21 protein-coding genes and 1 tRNA gene are annotated in these 17,935 nt (G+C 68.5%); 16 read left to right on the top strand and 6 right to left on the bottom strand.

Annotated elements, in window-relative coordinates; all coding sequences use genetic code 11:
* The 3 genes from purM (at position 1) to amcA (ending at position 2,614) form a co-directional block, all read left to right on the top strand.
* Complete coding sequence (gene purM, locus O7635_RS08740) at positions 1-1,152, top strand: phosphoribosylformylglycinamidine cyclo-ligase (protein ID WP_278079908.1); 1,152 nt, start codon at positions 1-3, stop codon at positions 1,150-1,152.
* A 156-nt stretch (positions 1,153-1,308) separates the two neighbouring features.
* Positions 1,309-2,415, top strand: coding sequence for a cyclophane-forming radical SAM peptide maturase AmcB (gene amcB, locus O7635_RS08735; RefSeq protein ID WP_278085411.1), 1,107 nt, complete (start codon positions 1,309-1,311; stop codon positions 2,413-2,415).
* On the top strand, positions 2,384-2,614 hold the full coding sequence (amcA, locus tag O7635_RS08730) for a multiple cyclophane-containing RiPP AmcA (protein WP_278079907.1): 231 nt from the start codon (positions 2,384-2,386) through the stop codon (positions 2,612-2,614). The genes amcB and amcA overlap by 32 nt, the downstream gene beginning before the upstream one ends.
* Positions 2,615-2,691: 77 nt before the next feature.
* On the opposite strand, the gene O7635_RS08725 is transcribed toward amcA, so the two are convergent.
* Both O7635_RS08725 and O7635_RS08720 read right to left on the bottom strand, forming a co-directional pair.
* Entirely contained in the window at positions 2,692-2,916 is a 225-nt protein-coding gene (locus O7635_RS08725; RefSeq protein ID WP_278079906.1) for a DUF3073 domain-containing protein, read from the bottom strand.
* Positions 2,917-3,150: 234 nt separating this feature from the next.
* On the bottom strand, positions 3,151-4,233 hold the full coding sequence (locus O7635_RS08720; protein ID WP_278079905.1) for a Glu/Leu/Phe/Val dehydrogenase: 1,083 nt from the start codon (positions 4,231-4,233) through the stop codon (positions 3,151-3,153).
* Positions 4,234-4,418: 185 nt separating this feature from the next.
* Between O7635_RS08720 and O7635_RS08715 the strand changes: the two genes are divergently transcribed.
* The 9 genes from O7635_RS08715 (at position 4,419) to selA (ending at position 12,672) form a co-directional block, all read left to right on the top strand.
* Positions 4,419-5,258: a hypothetical protein gene (locus O7635_RS08715; RefSeq protein ID WP_278079904.1), complete on the top strand. Its 840-nt coding sequence runs from the start codon at positions 4,419-4,421 to the stop codon at positions 5,256-5,258.
* A gap of 247 nt (positions 5,259-5,505) precedes the next feature.
* Positions 5,506-5,715 carry a BldC family transcriptional regulator gene (locus O7635_RS08710; protein ID WP_007073996.1) on the top strand — a complete coding sequence of 70 codons (210 nt, stop codon included), beginning with the start codon at positions 5,506-5,508 and terminating at the stop codon, positions 5,713-5,715.
* A gap of 150 nt (positions 5,716-5,865) precedes the next feature.
* Positions 5,866-6,651: a class I SAM-dependent methyltransferase gene (locus tag O7635_RS08705; RefSeq protein ID WP_278079903.1), complete on the top strand. Its 786-nt coding sequence runs from the start codon at positions 5,866-5,868 to the stop codon at positions 6,649-6,651.
* A gap of 51 nt (positions 6,652-6,702) precedes the next feature.
* Positions 6,703-7,266, top strand: coding sequence for a hypothetical protein (locus tag O7635_RS08700; protein WP_278079902.1), 564 nt, complete (start codon positions 6,703-6,705; stop codon positions 7,264-7,266).
* Complete coding sequence (locus O7635_RS08695) at positions 7,263-8,645, top strand: PrsW family intramembrane metalloprotease (RefSeq protein ID WP_278079901.1); 1,383 nt, start codon at positions 7,263-7,265, stop codon at positions 8,643-8,645. The genes O7635_RS08700 and O7635_RS08695 overlap by 4 nt, the downstream gene beginning before the upstream one ends.
* Positions 8,646-8,820: 175 nt before the next feature.
* Entirely contained in the window at positions 8,821-10,323 is a 1,503-nt protein-coding gene (locus O7635_RS08690) for a DNA methyltransferase (RefSeq protein WP_278079900.1), read from the top strand.
* A gap of 22 nt (positions 10,324-10,345) precedes the next feature.
* Positions 10,346-11,134: a hypothetical protein gene (locus tag O7635_RS08685; protein WP_278079899.1), complete on the top strand. Its 789-nt coding sequence runs from the start codon at positions 10,346-10,348 to the stop codon at positions 11,132-11,134.
* 123 nt (positions 11,135-11,257) lie between these two features.
* Positions 11,258-11,353, top strand: a tRNA-Sec gene (locus O7635_RS08680).
* A gap of 20 nt (positions 11,354-11,373) precedes the next feature.
* Complete coding sequence (selA, locus tag O7635_RS08675; RefSeq protein WP_278079898.1) at positions 11,374-12,672, top strand: L-seryl-tRNA(Sec) selenium transferase; 1,299 nt, start codon at positions 11,374-11,376, stop codon at positions 12,670-12,672.
* Here the strand turns inward: selA and O7635_RS08670 are convergent.
* The 3 genes from O7635_RS08670 to O7635_RS08660 all read right to left on the bottom strand — a co-directional run bounded on the left by O7635_RS08670 (position 12,669) and on the right by O7635_RS08660 (position 14,880).
* On the bottom strand, positions 12,669-12,920 hold the full coding sequence (locus O7635_RS08670) for a hypothetical protein (protein WP_278079897.1): 252 nt from the start codon (positions 12,918-12,920) through the stop codon (positions 12,669-12,671). The two genes, selA and O7635_RS08670, sit on opposite strands and share 4 nt — an antisense overlap.
* A gap of 83 nt (positions 12,921-13,003) precedes the next feature.
* Positions 13,004-13,474 (bottom strand): hypothetical protein, encoded by a 471-nt coding sequence (locus O7635_RS08665; protein WP_278079896.1) that lies wholly within the window; start codon positions 13,472-13,474, stop codon positions 13,004-13,006.
* A 56-nt stretch (positions 13,475-13,530) separates the two neighbouring features.
* The gene (locus tag O7635_RS08660; protein WP_278079895.1) at positions 13,531-14,880 is read right to left on the bottom strand and encodes an ABC transporter substrate-binding protein; all 1,350 of its coding nucleotides are present in this window, start codon (positions 14,878-14,880) and stop codon (positions 13,531-13,533) included.
* 111 nt (positions 14,881-14,991) lie between these two features.
* Here O7635_RS08660 and O7635_RS08655 point away from each other — a divergent pair, with 111 nt between their 5' ends.
* A complete protein-coding gene (locus O7635_RS08655) occupies positions 14,992-15,393 on the top strand; it encodes a hotdog fold thioesterase (RefSeq protein ID WP_278079894.1) in 402 nt (133 codons plus the stop codon).
* A gap of 45 nt (positions 15,394-15,438) precedes the next feature.
* Positions 15,439-15,828, top strand: a complete 390-nt coding sequence (locus O7635_RS08650) for a hypothetical protein (RefSeq protein ID WP_278079893.1) — start codon at positions 15,439-15,441, stop codon at positions 15,826-15,828.
* Here the strand turns inward: O7635_RS08650 and O7635_RS08645 are convergent.
* A complete protein-coding gene (locus O7635_RS08645; protein WP_278079892.1) occupies positions 15,822-16,241 on the bottom strand; it encodes a hypothetical protein in 420 nt (139 codons plus the stop codon). The genes O7635_RS08650 and O7635_RS08645 overlap by 7 nt on opposite strands.
* Before the next feature lie 101 nt (positions 16,242-16,342).
* Between O7635_RS08645 and O7635_RS08640 the strand changes: the two genes are divergently transcribed.
* Positions 16,343-17,026: a DUF2786 domain-containing protein gene (locus O7635_RS08640; RefSeq protein ID WP_278079891.1), complete on the top strand. Its 684-nt coding sequence runs from the start codon at positions 16,343-16,345 to the stop codon at positions 17,024-17,026.
* Positions 17,023-17,769 carry a GNAT family N-acetyltransferase gene (locus O7635_RS08635; RefSeq protein WP_278079890.1) on the top strand — a complete coding sequence of 249 codons (747 nt, stop codon included), beginning with the start codon at positions 17,023-17,025 and terminating at the stop codon, positions 17,767-17,769. The genes O7635_RS08640 and O7635_RS08635 overlap by 4 nt, the downstream gene beginning before the upstream one ends.
* Positions 17,770-17,935: the final 166 nt, after the last annotated feature.

The following is a 17,935-nucleotide window of genomic DNA, read 5'->3' as shown; positions in this document are numbered from 1 at the left end:
GTGACGCACGTTACTGAGCGGGGCGGCGGCCCGGCCAACACTCCGGGTTCGGACGGCCTCCAGCCATGGACGGCCGGTTCTGCCCGGGCCAGTCGCAAGCGCACAGTGACGTACGCCGACGCCGGCGTCTCGATCCACGCCGGTGAGCGGGCCGTCGAGCTGCTCAAGAGCAAGGTGGCCAAGGCCCAGCGCCCCGAGGTGCTCGGTGATCTCGGCGGGTTCGCCGGCCTCTTCAAGCTCGACACCAAGCGCTACCAGAACCCGATCCTGGCCTCGTCGACCGACGGCGTCGGCACCAAGCTGGTGATCGCGCAACAGCTCGACATCCACGACACCGTCGGCATCGACCTGGTCGCGATGGTCGTCGACGACCTGGTCGCCTGTGGCGCCGAGCCGCTGTTCCTGCTCGACTACATCGCCTGCGGCGAGGTCGTGCCCGACAAGGTCGCCGAGATCGGCGCCGGCATCTCCGACGGCTGCCGCTACGCCGGCTGCGCGCTGCTGGGCGGCGAGACCGCCGAGCACCCGGGCGTCCTGCGCCCCGACGAATACGACCTGTCCGCGACCGGCGTCGGCGTCGTCGAGGAGAGTGAGATCCTCGGCCGCGACCGGGTCGAGGTCGGCGACGTGGTCATCGCCATGCGCTCGTCCGGCCTGCACTCCAACGGCTACTCGCTGGTCCGCCACGTGCTGCTCGGCGCCGGCCGGATGCGGCTCGACACGGTGGTCGACGACTTCGGCAAGCAGCGGACGCTCGGCGAGGAGCTGCTCACGCCGACCAAGATCTACGCCCGCGACTGCCTAAAGCTGATCTCCGAGGCCGAGGTGCGCGCGCTGGCCCACGTGACCGGCGGCGGCATCCCTGGCAACCTCGTGCGGGTGCTGCCCGAGCACGTCGACGCGGTGGTCAACCGGTCCACCTGGAAGCCGCAGCCGATCTTCGACCTGGTCCAGTCCAAGGGCCGCATCGAAGACCCGGAGATGGAGTCGACGTTCAACATGGGCGTCGGCATGTTCGCCATCGTCTCCGCCGAAGACGCCGACCGGGCGCTCGCGTTCCTCGCCGGCCGCGGCATCGAGGCGTGGCAGGCCGGCGAGATCATCGAGGGCACGGGGACCGTTCAGATGATCGGCCAGCACACGCGCGGCTGACCTTACGGCCGTCCGTTGTGGCTGGGCCTAGTGATCGTTCGCCTACCTGATTGGGTCTTACCCGATTGGCCAGCGCCGCCTAACCTAAAGTCCTGCCTCGACACCTCGACGGGGAGAGGAGGGCGGGTGGTTGTCCGGCGGGGCCAGTTCACCGGCATGCGCGGCATCGCCACCGTGCCTTCCTACGTGGTCATGCAGCCCACCACGCTGTGCAACCTCGACTGCGCCTACTGTTATCTGCCGTTCCGGTCCGCTGACCGGAAGATGGCGGTCGACGTAGCCGCCGCGGTCGCCGAGCCGGTCAACCGGTGGGTCCGCGACGGCCGCTTCTCGGTGGTCTGGCACGGCGGCGAGCCGCTCGCGGCCGGCCGCGACCACTTCGCCGCGCTGCTCGACCCGTTCGACCCGGCGGTCGAGCACCACGTGCAGACCAATGCCACCCTGATCGACGACGCGTGGTGCGCGTTCTTCGCCGAGCACGAGATCCGGGTGAGCGTCAGCGTCGACGGTCCGCGTGAGCGCAACGGCGACCGGGTGACCCGGGGCGGACGACCGGCGTACGACCGGATCGTGCGCGGCATCGAGGCGCTGCGCGCGCACGGCATCGGCTTCTCCGCCCTGTGCGTGGTCTCCGATCCGGCGCCGGGCCAGGCGGCGGAGCTCTACCGCTACTTCCTCGACCTGGGCTGCGACGTGCTCGGCATCAACATCGAGGAGACCGAGGGCACCAACACGCGCGGCAACGCCCACCCGGCCGGCCAGGTCGTCGACTTCTGGGCCGAGTTGGTCGCCGCGTGGCGGCAGGACCCGCGGATCCACGTCCGCGAGATCGAGTGGTCCCTGCGCTACACCGAGGCGGTGCTGGCCGGCACGGCCGACAGCGTGCTGCCCCGGCAGCTCGACCCGATACCCACCGTGGCCTACGACGGCTCGGTGGTGCTGCTCTCGCCGGAGCTGGCCGGGTTCCAGGACGCCCGGCACGGCGATTTCAGCAGCGGCAACGTGCTCACGACACCCCTTACCGAGATCATCGCCGGTGCGGCCGGCCGCACGCCCTGGATCGCCGAGTTCCTCGACGGCGTGGAGGCGTGCCGGGCGAGCTGCCCCTATTTCGGCTTCTGCGGCGGTGCACACGCGGCCAACCGCTACTTCGAACATGGTCGGTTCGACACGACCGAGACCGACCACTGCCGCAACAGCAAGATCCGCCTACTGGAAGGGGTGTTGCAGCATGCCCGAGACCACCAGCCTTCGCCTGCCTGAGCAGCAGATCGACGGCGAGGACGACCTCGCGGAGCGGCTCGTAGGCGCGCGGGCAGGGCTCACCGCGCTGCTGTCCGAGGCGGAACAGGCGCGCCGCTTACGCGCCGAGGCGGCCGATCCGGCCGGCGGTGCGGTGTGCGCCTGGAACCACTTCGAGAACATCCCGACGTTCTACAACTGGAACAACCGCCCCCGCTGAAGCTTCAGCAGCCCCGCTGACCCCTTGGACACGGGCGAGCACGCGGCTTCACACCGCGTGCTCAGTGATCCAGGGGATCAGCGGGAACGAGACGACCAGTTGTTGGAAGCGTCGTCTTCTGCGTTGTCGTCCTCGTCTTCGTCGTCGACATAGCTGTTGCTGTAGTCGTCGTCGAAGTCGTGGTCAGACTTGCCGCTGCCGCCGAGTTCTCGCTGCAACGCGGCGAGGTCGGTGTTCGGGGAGTGGTACTTCAACTCCCGGGCCACCTTCGTCTGCTTGGCCTTAGCACGGCCGCGCCCCATGGCTCGACCCCCTCGCACAGAATTCGGGGCAGCACGAAGGCGGGCCCCGATGACGTCAGGCATCTCTCGTGGCTCTTACGGTACATGGGGATGGCCAGGTTCGACACCTCGGGTTGCCCGGTGTGGCCGGCGCGTCGATCACGTTTTCGACAGTGCCGCGCCCGGGGGCCGCATCGCCCACCGAGGGGCGGTCGACGATACGGCCCGGCTTCGGGGCGGTAAGGGGTGCTCCGGTCAGCGCAGATGGATGGTGCGGAGGCGACCGATCTCGGCCATCCGGCGCTCTGCCAGGCGATCGGCGGCCACCGCGGGCGGCACGCCCTCGGCGTCGGCGAGCTGGAGGATTTCGCGCGTGGTGTCGTATATCCGCGTCGCCCGCAGCTTCGCCCGTTCGAAATTGAACCCGTCAATCTCATCTGCGACCTGGATCACACCACCCGCGTTGACCACATAATCGGGGGCGTAGAGGATCCCGCGGTCGGCGAGCTGCTTCTCGATGCCGGGGTGGGAGAGCTGGTTGTTGGCGGCGCCGGCGATGACCTTGGCGCGCAGCACCGGGACCGTGTCGTCGTCGAGCGCGCCACCGAGCGCGCAGGGCGCGTAGACGTCGATGTCGGAGTCGACCAGGGCGGCCGCGTCGGCCACCACGTCGACCTGGGGGTAGGTCGCCCGAACCCAGTCGATCGCCCGCTCGCTCACGTCGGTCGCGACCACCGCGGCGCCGTCCTCGATCAGGTGCGCGGTGAGGTGCTTGCCGACCTTGCCCAGCCCCGCCACACCGACCCGGCGGCCGGCCAGGCTCGGCGTGCCCCAGACGTGCTCGGCCGCGGCCCGCATGCCCTGGAAGACACCCCAGGCCGTGAGCACCGACGAGTCGCCCGCGCCGCCGTGCTCGACGCTGCGGCCGGTCACGAAGCGGGTCTCCCGGGCCACCACGTCCATGTCGGCGACATAGGTGCCGACGTCACAGGCGGTGTAGTAGCGGCCGTTGAGGGACTCGACGAACCGGCCGTACGCCCGGAGGAGGCTTTCGCTCTTGTCCTTCTCGGGGTCACCCCAGATGACCGCCTTGCCGCCGCCGAGGTCGAGACCGGCCAGGGCGTTCTTGTACGCCATCCCGCGGGAGAGCTCCAGCACGTCGTGCAGGGCCTCGGCCTCGCTGGCGTAGGGGTAGAAGCGCGTGCCGCCGAGCGCGGGGCCCAGCGCGGTCGAGTAGATGCCGATGATCGCCTTCAGGCCGCTCTGCTTGTCCTGGCAGAAGACGACCTGTTCGTGGCCGGTGGAGTCGGGGTCTTCCGTGCTGGCGAATACGCCCATCGCTGCTCCTGAGGTCGACGTGCGTCCTCGTGGGGCGCACGCATGCGGTCACACCGGCGGGGTGGTGCCGGCTCTGACGACGATATTCCCGTTGGCAACCCCGTGCAGATGCGTGTCGGCGACGACCCGCTGGCTCAGCACCCCGTCGTTACGGGTCGCGGGCCGATTCGTGGGAGGATCGCGCCGTGCCGTCGCTGTTCGCTTCCTACCTGCGGGTCTACGAGCCGTTGACCGCATTCGATCGCGAACGTCAGGTTTTCTGGCGCCGCTACGTGCGGGAAGGCCGGGCCGTGGCGCCCGCCGAGGGACCGGTTCGCCAACGCACCGCGGTGATCGAGGGCCTGGGCGCCGGCTGGACCCGGCTGCCCGATCTGCCGGAAGAGGCCTACGTGCTCGAGGCCGACGACACCCTGCTGGTCTGCCCGTGGAATCTGCGGTTGCGGGTGGCCGAGGCGGCGCTCAGCGCCCGCGACGGGGTGCCCTCCGTGATCGCCGACGCGTTCGTGCCGCCGGTGCTGGCCGGCCAGGCCCGCGCCGTGGTCGACGACTGGCGCAGTGGGGCGCGGGTGCTCGAGCACGGCGTGCCGCGGGTGCACGAGCAGATCGCGACCTGGGGTGTGCCGCTGCGCTGGTTCGTCTTCGTCGACCTCGGCGAGCGCGACCTGGTGCTGCGCCCGGAGCGCCGGTCGCTGCGCTACCGCACCGAGATCTCGAAGGCCCGCCGCCGCGCCTCCCGCGCACTGTCGGTGCTCCGCAAGTCCGTCGGCGATGCGCCGATCACCGAGGCGGTCGAAGAGGGCGCGCGTTGGCTCGAGGAGTTCCACCCGCGTTCGGTGGTCGAGCTCGACTACGGCGGGCTCGTGGAACTGCTCTCCGACACCACTCTGGAGGAGGACGACTCCCCGGGTCTGGTGGCGGCCGGGCTGGCCGCTCTGTCGCGCGGTGATGCGGATGGGGCCACCGAGGTCTATGAGAACTTGGTCACTCGTTGGCGCGCGATCCAGCTCCTCGAACGGTGTAATTAGGGTGCAAATAGGTGGCCTTAAATGAGGTAACCTCGTGTTTTCCTGAACACGAACGGTGACGTAGAGTCCAAATAAGGCGGTTTCTGGCATATAAAATCGCCATAAATCGGTCATTGCTCATCCGTCCATCCAGGGACGTTCGGCCGTTCGGCCCATGTCGGACATCGGGGACTAGCCGGACCATGAGAGACGCGTCGGCCGGCGGGACCCCGGCCGATGTCTATAGGTACCTGTGGAGGAGTGACCGATGGCATCGCGTACGCACGAACCCGAGCCGCTACTCACGCCGGCAGAGGTCGCGTCGATGTTCCGTGTCGACCCGAAGACGGTGACCCGGTGGGCGAAGGCCGGCAAGCTCAGCGCGATTCGCACGCTGGGCGGCCACCGCCGCTACCGCGAATCCGAGGTTCGCGCCCTGCTGCAGGGGCAGATTCCCCAGCAGCGCCAGGGCGACTGACCAAACCCCCCGGTCGAACGATCGTCGGACAGGGGCGGGAGCCACACGAACCGTGTGGGTCCCGCCCCTGATGCGTGTCCGGGCCGAGTGACGGGCGACCCCTGTGGCGCACGCCCCCCTGCCGAACCCGTGACCAGGGCCTAAGGTTCGGTGGTGAGTGAACCCCTGGTCGGCGACGCGTTCGGTGAGTTGGTGCGGGATGCCCTGGCCGTCGCCACCGGGATCGGGCCGCGGCCGCTGGCGGGCGGTCGGCTGCCCCGGCCGGTCATCGAGATCATCGAGCGCGACGACGGGTTGATCAACGGCGCCCCCGCCGCCCCCTACCTCGACCCGCCGTCCGCCTGGCCGGACCATGACCATCGAGCCCTCTCCCGCGTACGCGGCCACGTGCTCGACATCGGCGTCGGCGCCGGGCGGATCGCGCTGGAGCTCCAGCAGCGCGGTGTCGCGGTCACCGGGCTCGACGTCTCAGCCGGCGCGATCGAGGTGTCCCGCAAGCGCGGGGTGCGGGACCTGGTGCTCGCCACGGTCGACGAGCACGCGGCGGTCGGCCCGCGCTACGACACGTTCCTGCTGCTCGGCAACAACCTCGGGTTGATCGGTGGCGCGGACCGGGCGCCGGCCTTCCTGGGCGCGCTGGCGGCGCTGGCCAAGCCCGGCGCCCGCTTGATCGCCCACGGCACCGATCCCTACGGGACCACCGACCCGGTGCACACGGCCTACCACCGCCTCAACCGGTCGCGCGGCCGGCTCGGTGGGCAGCTGCGGCTGCGGGTGCGTTACCGGGAGCTGGCCACGGAGTGGTTCGACTACCTGGTCTGCTCGGTCGAAGAGCTGCGCGGGCTGGTCGCGGGCACCCCGTGGCACATCGCGGACATCGACGACGCGGACGCCCCTTACTACCTGGCGACGCTGGAGCTGGCCGCCCCCGCCTAAAAGGCGAACAAACCTCGGAATTCCGACTTGTCGGTCGGTAGCGTGCCCTCTATGAGGGTGGCACGCGGCACGCTGCTGCGGAACCTCGCCGGCAGCTTCGGGGTGTTGTGCACCGTGGCCGGGCTGGCGTTCGGGCTGCCCGCCCTCGACCGCGCCCTGCCCGCCCAACGCCCGGTCGGCGACGGCCCGTACCCCGTGGGTGGTGGCGTCACCGTCACCCCGCCGCCGGACGCCCGACTCGACGTCACCCTGACCCGGCCGCGCGACACCCGCGGCACCGCGGTCTTCCTGGTGGGGACCGTCCGCTACGTCATCGTGGTCACGCCTTTCGACGGCTCGCTGGCCGAGGCCACCGAGCGGCTGCGCCAGAAGATCACCGGTGTACGCGGCCACGAGATCACCGGCAAGGAGTTCCCGACCCGTACGGCCAGTGGCCTCGAGGGCGTGCAGGGCACCTACGCCGCACCCGGCCGGGGCGGTCGCTACCTGGTGTTCCGGGTTGGCGACGTGGCGATCGAGGTGACGGTGGCGGGCAGTGCGCCGGCCCTGCGCGCGGCGTTGGGGGCGATCGACGCGAGCACGCGCACGATCGCGTACCGCGGCGGCAAGGCATGAGCGTCCACCCCACTCCCGAGTGGGCCCGCGCCGGAAAGTCGCTCCTCCTGCCCGCCTTCTGGGTGGTCCTCATGCTGATCGCCGGCGGCGCGGTGCGGCTGGGCATGTTCGTACGCGAGTCGTTCGCCCTCTATCCCGCCGCCACCCTCACGGCGCTGATCCTGTTCGGCCTCTACGCCGTACCGTTCTGTGTCTTCGTGGCCGCGCTCGACTACCTGGAGCGGGAGCCGCCGCTGCTGCTGGCCACGGCGTTCGCCTGGGGCGGCCTGGTCGCGACGTCGATCTCCATCCGGGGCAACGCCGCGGTGCACAACCTGGTCGCCAAGCTGGCGTCGCCCGGCCTGGCCGCGGAGTGGGGCTCGGCGCTGGCCGGCCCGACGGTCGAGGAGATCGCCAAGGCCCTGGGCATCATCGCGATCGTGCTGGTGGCCCGGGCGCAGGTCAACAGCGTCCTGGACGGGGTCGTCTACGGATCGCTGGTCGGCCTGGGCTTCCAGGTGGTCGAGGACGTGGTCTACGCGGTCAACGCGGTCGCGGTGGCGGGCCGCGGCGACCAGGTGGCCCCGGTGATCGCCACCTTTTTGCTGCGCGGCTTCCTGGCCGGCCTGTGGAGCCACACCCTGTTCGGCGCGCTGGCCGGCGCCGGCATCGGCTACCTGGCGGTCCGCACGGACCGCAACCTCTTCGTCCGCGTCTCGGTGGCGGTCCTGTCGGTCCTGGGCGCGATGGCCATCCACTTCGTGTGGAACTCCCCGCTCCTGAGCCTGGGCGGCGGCCTCGGCATCTTCGGCGACCTGATCGTCAAGGGGATCCCGCCGCTGCTGATGATCCTGCTGCTGGTTCGTGGCGTGCGGCACCGCGAGGCTGACTACTACATGGGGCAGTTGGCGGCGCTGGGGGATCGGCGGATCGCGACGGAGGACGAGCTCCGGGTGCTGGCATCGGGGCACCTGCGGGCGGGGGCGCGGCGCTACGCCCATGGCCGGGCGGGGGTACGCGGCCGGCGGGCCGTGGCTCGCCTGCAGCGGGCCCAGGCCCGACTGGCGGTGGAGCTGAGCCGCTCGACCGGCGGCGCCCGGTCTGTCGTACCGCCGGCCCCGATGGCCTCTGCCCCGGTGGGCGGGTCTGGGGTCGCGGTCGGCGTGGCCCATGTCCCGACGGCCCCGATCTACGTCCCGATCCTGGGCGGCCCGAAAGCAGTCCGCTGGCGCGACCGAGTCCTCTTCGAACGCGCCCGCATGCACGCCCTGGGCCACGCGGAAGCGACCGCGCCGTTAAGCCGCAACGGCAACATCCGCCGGGTGGTGGGCGGGGTAGCGGTCTTCCTCTGCGCCATGTTCACGGTCGGCCTGTCGTTGATCGCCCTCGGCGCCTCGTGATCAGTAGCCACCGCTCGCCGGCATGGTGTTGGTGTGGACCGCATCTAAACCACACGGTTCTGATTTAAGCAACCTTCCTCGATTGAGTGCATCGACCAATCGTCTCTTGTATTGCCAAGCAACAATCTGTGAGCATGAAGTCACCTTGGGTTGCAAACCTGGAGGGTGGTCGCCCATGCGCGCGCAGTCTCTACAGACCGAGACGCTGTATAGAGACGATTGCCTAAGCCGGCTAGCTGATCTTCCGAACGACTCCGTCGACCTCGTCTATCTAGATCCACCGTTCTTTACAAATCGACGTTACGAGGTCATCTGGGGGGAAGAGGCCGAGATCCGGTCCTTCGAAGACAGATGGGGCGGCAGCGTCGGGGTATACATCGACTGGATGCGTAAGCGTGTGATTCAACTACATCGCGTACTTAAAATAACTGGAACCCTCTATCTACACTGCGATCCACATGCCAGTCACTATTTAAGAGTCATGCTGGACGAAATTTTCGGCTATGAGCGCTTCAAGAATGAAATTGTCTGGCGCAGATCTTTGGCAAAAGGACTGATGAGCAATCGCTTACCCACAAATCATGATCTGCTCCTCGTCTATCAGAAGGGCCCGAGTGCAGTCTGGAACGAGCCAGCAATGTTTGCGCCCTACCGCGAGAGTGAACTAGACGATAAGACTGCGACGAAATACAACCTGCGCGACGCAGACGGGCGCAGGTATCAACTTACAAGCCTTATCAACCCAAGTCCGGATCGACCCAATCTTACCTACGAGTTCCTAGGTGTAACCAGGGTATGGCGATGGACCCGCGAGCGGATGCAGGCCGCGTACGAGGCCGGTCTGGTGGTTCAACCGAGACCTGGTGCAGTGCCGAGGATGAAGCGATACCTCGACGAACAACGTGGACGCCCACTTGACGACGTGTGGACCGATATAGGACCAATAAATTCTAGGGCTCGCGAGCGTTGGGGGTGGCCCACCCAAAAGCCAGAAGCGTTGCTCGACCGGATTATTCGACTGAGCAGCAACGAGGGCGACGTCCTGCTGGATCCCTTTTGTGGCTGCGGAACCTCTGTTGCGGTAGCCCATCGACTCCGCCGACATTGGATCGGAATCGACATCTCCACCACTGCAATAGATGTGATGAGGCGCAGGTTGTTTGCATTGGGTTGCCGCCCCATCGTGATCAACGAGCCCGACTCTGTAGACGACCTGAAAGAACTAAAGCCTTTCGAGTTCAGGAATTGGGTTGTCAGTACGATCTGCGGTACACATAGCTCACGAAACAACGCCGACTCGGGAATCGACGCATACTGGTTCTTAAATAACGATCCAATTCGCATAAGGCAAACCGAAAATGTTGGTCGAGATGTCGTTGCGAGCTTTGAAACTGCCGTACGACGGGTTAACCACTCTAAAGGGTATGTCGTCGCATTCAGCTTTACTCGCAGCGCAAGGGAGGAGGCGAGCCGCGCAGCCCGCGATGGACTGGATATAACGTTGCTGCCAGCTGTCGAGCTGTTGATGATGCGTCAACGACCACATGGAAAGTTTGGGCCACAACCCAACGATCCGACTGACGCGCTAGTTCTTCAAATGCGCAAGAAGTCTGACTTGCCCTCGGTCGAGGCGCTAATCGAGAGCGAACGTCGTAGCCGTTACTTGGCTTCGGCGTGAACTGATCCGAGATGGAGCGGTGATGCATGCAGAGCCGATCCGCTTGTACGTAACAATGGGCTACAAGCTGCGCTATCTGCTCGACGTGTCAGTTGATCATCCGGTGTACGGCGAGAAACATGTGTTAGAAACGATCAAATCGCTCATTGCATCTGCTTCTCAGTGTGGACTGCACGTAACTGCACGCGCCGCCTCCGAGCTTTTTCGAGGGGTTCTAGCGGATTGGGCAAGACATGAAGGCCGCGCTTCGGCACAGGCTAGGAAGCTTACGACCGAGGAGACGGCGTTGGTAAGAGAGGCATCTTACCAACTTCAAACGGTAATGCTTGCTGAGGCCCAAAATGTGTTCGCCCACGTCACGAGGGACAAGCGCTTTTCCGTCGATCGTTTGCTCTACAACGTAGCTTCTCTTATGGCGCCAGGGATCTTTGATTCGATGCCGAAAGTCGCCAAGTATGACTTCGGCGAGGCCGGCCGGTGCATTGCTTTCGAGCTCCCCACGGCAGCGGCGTTCCATCTAATGCGCGGGACTGAGGACGTACTCAAGTCGTTCTATCGGACGCTTATTGAAGATCAGGTCTCGCCATTGTTGTGGGGGCCGATGGTTGCGCACCTGCGTGATAAATTGGATCCACCTCCGCTAATCCTGCTGAATAACCTTGATGGCTTGCGGGTCGGGTTTCGAAACCCTACGCAACACCCAGAGAAGATCTACGACATTGAGGAAGCGCAAGACCTCTTTGGTCTGAGCGTTGACTCGGTCAATCGAATGGTGAAATACCTGAAGCGTCGAGGTCGCGACCTAACGTAGCAGTTTGTCGTTTGCCTAATTACATCGCTGGTTCGCTGTCTCGGCCCGAGAAGACAGTACCGCCGACGACCTCCTGCGCCGTTCGCCGTGCTGCGGGCCTGTTCGTCGCCTAAGCTCTGCGCCGGAGGTGAGTGGGCGCCTGGTGGCCCTCCCGGTCTTCAAAACCGGCGTGGCCCGGCATCCGGGTCAGGCGGGTTCGATTCCCGTACGCCTCCGCCAACGTGCAGCTCAGGGGTGGGATGAACGATCCTCGCCGCGCGACGCCGCGGGTCGATGCCGTGCTTGCCGATCCGCGGCTGGTCGCGGCCGCCGAGCGGTTGGGTCCCCAGCTCGTGCGGGCCGCCGTGACCCGCGCGCTCGACGAGGTGCGGTCCGGGCGGCTGCCGGCCCACGCCGCCGCCGATGTCGCCGTTGCCGCGCTCCCCGCCTCGGCCGCGTCCATGCGCCGCGTGATCAACGCGACCGGCGTCATCGTGCACACCAACCTCGGCCGCTCCGCGCTGTCGACCGCCGCGGTGGCCGCCGTCACCGACGCCGCCGGTTACACCGACGTCGAGTTCGACCTGGCAGCCGGCGTACGAGCTAAGCGTGGGGTCGATGTCCTCAGCGCGCTGCGGGCCGCCGTGCCCGGCGCCGAGGCGGTGCACGTCGTCAACAACAACGCCGCCGCGCTCGCGCTGATCGTGTTCGCGCTGGCGGGCGGCCGTGAGGTCGTGGTCAGTCGCGGGGAGCTGATCGAGATCGGCGACGGATTCCGGATCCCGGAGTTGCTCGTCGCGGCCGGTGCGAAGCTCCGCGAGGTGGGCACCACCAACCGGACGCGGCTGGCCGACTACGCCGACGCGATCGGGTCCGAGACCGCGCTCGTCATGCGGCTGCATCCCTCCAACTACCGGGTCACGGGGTTCACCGCCGCGCCCACGCTGGCGGAGCTGGCCAGCCTCGACGTGCCCGTCGTCTATGACATCGGCTCCGGGTTGCTCGCGCCGGAGCCGCTGCTGCCCGACGAGCCGGACGCCGCTTCGGCGCTCACCAGTGGGGCCGCCCTCGTCACCGCGAGCGCCGACAAGCTGCTCGGCGGGCCGCAGGCCGGTTTGATCTTCGGTCGCGCCGACCTCGTCAGCCAGCTGGCACGCCATCCGCTGGCCCGCGCGCTGCGGGTCGACAAGCTGACGCTCGCCGCGTTGGAGGCCACCGTGCGTGGCCCGCTGCCGCCGACGACCGTGGCGCTGCGTACGCCGGTGACGGCCCTCCGCGAACGGGCCCGGCGGCTGGCGGGCGCGCTGACCGACGCCGGCGTCGAGGCCGAGGTGGTCGACTCCGGGTCGACGGTGGGCGGGGGCGGCGCGCCGGGGGTCGTGCTGCCGAGCGTCGCGTTGAGCCTGCCGACGGCGTACGCCGCGTTGCTCCGCCAGGGTGATCCGCCCGTGGTCGGTCGCGTCGCGTCGGGTCGGTGCCTGCTGGACCTGCGCACGGTGGCGCCGCAGGACGACGACGATCTGGCCGCCGCCGTCCTGTCAGCGGCAAAACAAAGCTAGACAGTCACCGGCGGGTGGCCGCCGTCGCCGTCGACGATCTCGTCCGGCTTGCCGTCCTCGTCGAGGTCGACCATCGTCACGTCGACCTGGCCGTCGCCGTCGGTGTCGAACTGGAACAGGTCGGGCTTGCCGTCGCCGTCGGTGTCGACCACCCACACGTCGGTCTTGCCGTCGTTGTTGGCGTCGGCCGTCAAGAGTTCGACGTGCTCGTCGCCGCGGGTCTCGACTACCTCTTCGGACTCGCTCATCGGATCTCCTCGCGCGGGTGCAAGTGTGCGTTCCGCCGCACAACCTACGGCCCACAAGCCCCGGGCGCGAGCCGAGACCAAAGCTAGTTGCTCACGTACGGGTACGCGCGCATCGTCGCCATGTCCGGTACGCCGTCGTAGTTGGTGTCGCGTACCCAGGTGTCGTTGCGGCCGTCGAAGTCGGTGTCGAAGGAGACCGCGTCGATCCGGCCGTCGTTGTTGTGGTCCGAGGCGACCGCGTCGGTGCGGCCGTCGCCGTTGGCGTCGTGGAGCAGCTGGTCCGCGAGGCCGTCCTCGTCGTAGTCCCGCATCGTGGTGTCGAGCCGGCCGTCGCCGTTGGCGTCGCTGTAGGCCGTCTCGATCACGCCGTCGTGGTCGCCGTCGACGGCGACCAGGTCCGCGTAGCCGTCTCCGTCGTCGTCGGTGATGTAGCGCCGACCGCCGTCGGCCTCGAGCTCCACGATGGACTGCGGCGCCTCGGACGACGAACCGAACCCGTCAACCGGACCCGGATCCTGGTCACTGGCCAGAAAGGAGGAATCCCACTCGCTCATGAGCTGAACCTAGAGCCGGCGCTGACGCGCCGGCTCCCGGAAACGTGCCACGACGATCAGTGGTGGATCTGGACCCCGACCTTGTCGAGCGCCTTGATGATCTGTGCCGACTCACCGAAGCCGATCACCAGGATGCCGTCGGGCCCACTGCTGCGGATCTGGTCGGCGCCGGCGGCGAAGTCGATGTCCGGCGCGGCGGGCGTCGGAGGCTCGTACACCAACGTTTGGATCTGGTCGGCGGGGAAGCCGGCGCGCTCCAACTCGGCCTTCACGTTGCCCTGGAGGCCGGTGCCGTAGGAGTCGTTGCGGGCGACGATCGTGATCTTGTGCGGTCCGTCGCGCAGGATCACGTCGGCCAGCGCCCGGCCCTGCAGGATGTCGGACGGCGCCGTGCGGAAATAGAGGCCCTTGTCGTCGAACGTGCTCAGCCCGGCGTCGGTGTTGCACGGCGAGAAGAGGACGAGCCCGGCCTTGATCACGTCGGGCAGCACGGCCCGCGAGATGCTGGACGCGCCAGCGCCGATGATCACGCTGACCTTGGCCTTGACGTGCTTGGCGACCGTCTCCTTGGCGACGTCGGGGTTGGTGCCGTCGTCGCCGGGCACCCACTCGACGTCCTTTTCGAAGACGCCGCCGGCCGCGTTGATCTCCTTGATGGCGAGCGCGGCGGCCGCCTCCATCGGCGGGTACGCGAGCGCCAGGTCACCGGTCTCCGGCAGCAGGCCACCGATCTTCAGCGGGTCGAGGTCTTCGGCCTTCGCGTCGGACCCGCCGGCCGGCGGCTTCTTGGTCGTGGTGGCCGACTCGTCGCCGGCGCCCACATATTCGGTCTTGCTGTCGTCGAGCCGGTCCGACGGCCCGAAGTGCAGCGTCGCGTAACTGGCGGTGGACGGCTCGCCCACGTCGGTGAACCCACCGCGGGTCAGCGAGACACCTCGGTATTGCAGGTCGGCGCCGTCGCGGGCCAGCGCCAGGCAGTCCTTGGCCGTCTCGCACTCGGTGCCGCCGGTGGTGACCGAGTTGATCTGGTTGGCGATCGCGTCCGGTGCGGTGGAGCCCGCCTGCTGCGCCGCTAGCGCGCTGATCACCATCGCGTCATAGGTCTCACCCGCGTACGAGTAGTCCGTGAGACTCGGTCGCAGCCCCTTGAGCCGCGCCTTGAAGTCCTCGGACAGCCGGGTGAGCGGGGTGGTCCCCTTCATTCCGGCGAGCATGCCCGCCTTGTCCTTGAACTCGTCGGCGAACGAGTTGATCATGTTGCCGTCGGTGCCGTAGAGCCGGGCCGGGGTGGCGGCCGTCTCGGTGGTCTGCGGCGCCGGTGTGTCCTTGCCACAGGCGGCGATGGTCAGCACGAGGGCGGCACACGTGGCGATGGCCACGTGGCGCGCTCCGCGGGAGACGAGCATGGGGGTGTCCGTCCTTCCTCCCCTGAAGGTCAGGGGCACAGTAGCGTGCCGCAGTCGATATGTGGGATAGCGCCCGACGAAAGCCGGTCTACCGGCAGGTAACGTGACTGCGTGTCAACATCACCCCTCGACCACGGCCCCGGCGCGCTCGCTGAGCGGATGGGCATCAAGGTCACCGAGATGACCCCGGAGCGGGTCGTCGCCACCATGCCGGTCGACGGCAACACCCAGCCGTACGGGCTGCTGCACGGCGGCGCGTCCTGCGTGCTCGCGGAGACGCTGGGTTCCTACGGCGCGGCCCTGCACGGGCAGACCGTCGGCCGCCCGCTGGCCCTGGGTGTCGACATCAGCGCCACCCACCACAAGGCGCTGCGGGAGGGCACGGTCACCGGTGTCGCCACACCCGCGCATCGGGGGCGCAGCATGGCGACGTACGAGATCGTCATCTCGGACGAGAGCGGCGACCGCGTCTGCACCGCCCGGCTCACCTGTCTGCTGCGCGCGCCGAGCTGACTCGTTCCGGTGGTCGGAGTTGACGCCGGGTCGTAGAGTTCGCCCGTGGTCGAGGTTCCCCCGGATGCGGTCGACGACGCCGCGCAGGTGTTGCGGCTCGCCCTCGACGGCGACAGCGACGCGGTCGCCAACGCCTTCGACGCGGTGGTCGACCGGTCCGGCGTGGTCGGCGCCTACGACGTCGCGTGGTGCCTCGCCGCGACGATGGTCGGTGAGGGCGTGCCGGTCGGTCGGTGGACGCTCGACTTCCCGAACATCGACGAGGCCGGGTACGACACCCGCTGGGTGGCCCGGTTCGTCAGCGCCTACGCCAACAGCGACGCGTCGACCGGCGAGGCGCTGTTCGGCGCCGCGCTGGCCGACGGTCAGTTGCCGGAATGCTTGCTGACGCTGGCGGGGTCGGCCGTGGCGACCCTGCGCCGCCGTTCTCAGTAAGCGGTGTCGATCACCAACGGCTCGTACTTGTATTCGGCCGTGACCACCCGCACGTAGAAGCGGGTGTTGTCGCGCACGTTGGTCGCCGCGACCCGCCAGCTGCCGCCGGTCGGCACACTCGTCCAGTAGTTGCACGAGCCGACGGACACGAAGATCACGCAGACCTTGTAGGGGTAGACGCTTCCGTTGCGGACGTTGATGTCCCGGCAGCGCGACGAGGTGGTGTAGGGGCCGGCGTCGAAGCCGTTGCCGCCGCGGGTCAACGTCTTGCGCACGTAACCCCCATAACAGGTTGCGGCGGCGGCCTGGTCGGCGGCGGTGAGCGGGACGGGCTCGGCACGGGCCGCCGGACTGGCGACGACGAGACCGAAAACGGTGACGGTGAACGCGAGCAGAACGCGGAGCAGTCGCATCGCGGGACCTCCAGGGTGGATCATCGCGGGCCGGGGCTCAGCGTACTGACGAGCATCCATGTCTGACAGTCGTTTCCGACGATGTGCTATCTCTTGACCTCGTGCTTGACAAGGTGCGCAAGCTGCTGGCGAAGGCCGAGGACCCGGCCTGCTCGCCGGCCGAGGCCGAGGCGCTGACCGCGAAGGCGACGGAGCTGATCGCGAAGTACGGCGTCGACCAGGCGCTGCTGGCCGCCCGGGATCCGGCCCGCGACCCGGTGGTCGACCGCCTGATCGACGTGCCGGCGCCGTACGCCACCGACAAGGCCGGCCTGCTGGTCGGCGTGGCGATCCCGTTGCGCTGCCGCACGGTCCGGCTGACCAGAAACGGTTCGATCGCGGTGCACCTGTTCGGCTTCGACAGCGACGTGACCCGGGCGGAGCTGCTCTTCACGTCGCTGCTGGTGCAGGCGGCCCACGGGCTGTCGGCCACGCCGGTGCCGTGGGGCCAGCACCCGGCCGCGTTCCGGCGGTCGTGGCTGGCGGGCTTCGCCGCGGCGGTCTCGACCCGGCTGCGCGCGGCGGAGTCGGCGGCCTCCTCGGCTGTGCCGTCGATGGACCTCGTGCTGGCGGACCGGTCGGGCGCGGTGGAGCGGCGCCGGGACGAGGCCTATCCGACGGCCCGGATGGCGCGGCCGCGGCGGCTCAGCGGGGATGGCGGGGCGTCGGGGTACGCGGCCGGCACGAGCGCTGACCTCGGCGGAGGCGTGGGGGTTCGGGGCGGCTCGCGGTCGGCGTTGCCGTGAACCGCGCGCTCGACGACAACCTCGCGTGGCACGCGTCGCACCTGCACCGGTTCGCGCCGGGCATGCGGCTGCTGGCCACCGGCGATGTGGTCGTCTGTGACAGCGGGTTGGCGGACGACACGTTCAACACCGTGGCCGCGGCCCGCTTCGACGGCGACGTGGATGCGCGAATCGCGTCGGTGCTGGCGCTGCTCGACCGGCCGTACACCTGGTGGGTCGGTCCTGGCTCGGCACCCGCGGATTTGTCGGATCGGCTGCTGGCGGCTGGTCTGCCGATCCCGGAGCGCGAGGTGGCGATGTGGTGCCCGACCGGCCGGCGGTTGGTCGACCGCCCGGTCCGGGTGGCGTCGACGTCGCTCGAGCTGGCGGACTGGGCGGGCGTGGTGGCCGCCAACTGGACGCCGCCGTCGGGGACGGTGGTGGAGTTCTTCGCGCGGGCGGCGCCGTGGGCGCTCGTGAGCACGTCGCGCTACTTGATCGGGTACGCCGACGACGTTCCGGTCGCCGCGGCGGAGCTTTGTTACGGCGGCGGAGTGGCGGGGTTCTACAACGTCTGCACGCTGGAGGGGGCGCGGCGGCAGGGCTGGGCGAGCGCGCTGCTCAGCTTCGGCCTGGACCTCGCGGCGGCGGAGGGCCATGACATCGCGGTCCTGCAGGCGGCACAGGGCGCGGTCAGCCTCTATGAACGCCTCAGCTTCCAACCCTTCGGTGACGTGATCGAACACGCCTGGCGTCCGCACTGACGCCGCCCGGCTGACCGCCCGCCCCGTGATCACTCGACCGGGGTCAGCCGATCCGAAGTCGCACTCCGCCGTTTCAGGCCCACGGCTGGCCGAGGGATTTTCAACGCCGCTTGTCGTCGTGCAGCTAGGCACGTGTTCTCGATGTCGCGTTGGTGACAAAAGCGGG

This window comes from Asanoa sp. WMMD1127, assembly GCF_029626225.1.
In the GTDB taxonomy this organism is placed as follows: Bacteria; Actinomycetota; Actinomycetes; order Mycobacteriales; family Micromonosporaceae; genus Asanoa.
The sequence above is the reverse complement of the archived record's forward strand: the minus strand, read 5'-3'. Positions and strand labels throughout refer to the sequence as shown.

Coding starts and splice junctions, on each gene's coding strand:
- amcB (WP_278085411.1), top strand. CDS start 1,309: ATGCGCGGCATCGCCACCGTGCCTTCCTACGTGGTCATGCAGCCCACC.
- amcA (WP_278079907.1), top strand. CDS start 2,384: ATGCCCGAGACCACCAGCCTTCGCCTGCCTGAGCAGCAGATCGACGGC.
- O7635_RS08725 (WP_278079906.1), bottom strand. CDS start 2,916: ATGGGGCGCGGCCGTGCTAAGGCCAAGCAGACGAAGGTGGCCCGGGAG.
- O7635_RS08720 (WP_278079905.1), bottom strand. CDS start 4,233: ATGGGCGTATTCGCCAGCACGGAAGACCCCGACTCCACCGGCCACGAA.
- O7635_RS08710 (WP_007073996.1), top strand. CDS start 5,506: ATGGCATCGCGTACGCACGAACCCGAGCCGCTACTCACGCCGGCAGAG.
- O7635_RS08700 (WP_278079902.1), top strand. CDS start 6,703: ATGAGGGTGGCACGCGGCACGCTGCTGCGGAACCTCGCCGGCAGCTTC.
- O7635_RS08695 (WP_278079901.1), top strand. CDS start 7,263: ATGAGCGTCCACCCCACTCCCGAGTGGGCCCGCGCCGGAAAGTCGCTC.
- O7635_RS08690 (WP_278079900.1), top strand. CDS start 8,821: ATGCGCGCGCAGTCTCTACAGACCGAGACGCTGTATAGAGACGATTGC.
- O7635_RS08685 (WP_278079899.1), top strand. CDS start 10,346: ATGCATGCAGAGCCGATCCGCTTGTACGTAACAATGGGCTACAAGCTG.
- selA (WP_278079898.1), top strand. CDS start 11,374: ATGAACGATCCTCGCCGCGCGACGCCGCGGGTCGATGCCGTGCTTGCC.
- O7635_RS08670 (WP_278079897.1), bottom strand. CDS start 12,920: ATGAGCGAGTCCGAAGAGGTAGTCGAGACCCGCGGCGACGAGCACGTC.
- O7635_RS08665 (WP_278079896.1), bottom strand. CDS start 13,474: ATGAGCGAGTGGGATTCCTCCTTTCTGGCCAGTGACCAGGATCCGGGT.
- O7635_RS08660 (WP_278079895.1), bottom strand. CDS start 14,880: ATGCTCGTCTCCCGCGGAGCGCGCCACGTGGCCATCGCCACGTGTGCC.
- O7635_RS08645 (WP_278079892.1), bottom strand. CDS start 16,241: ATGCGACTGCTCCGCGTTCTGCTCGCGTTCACCGTCACCGTTTTCGGT.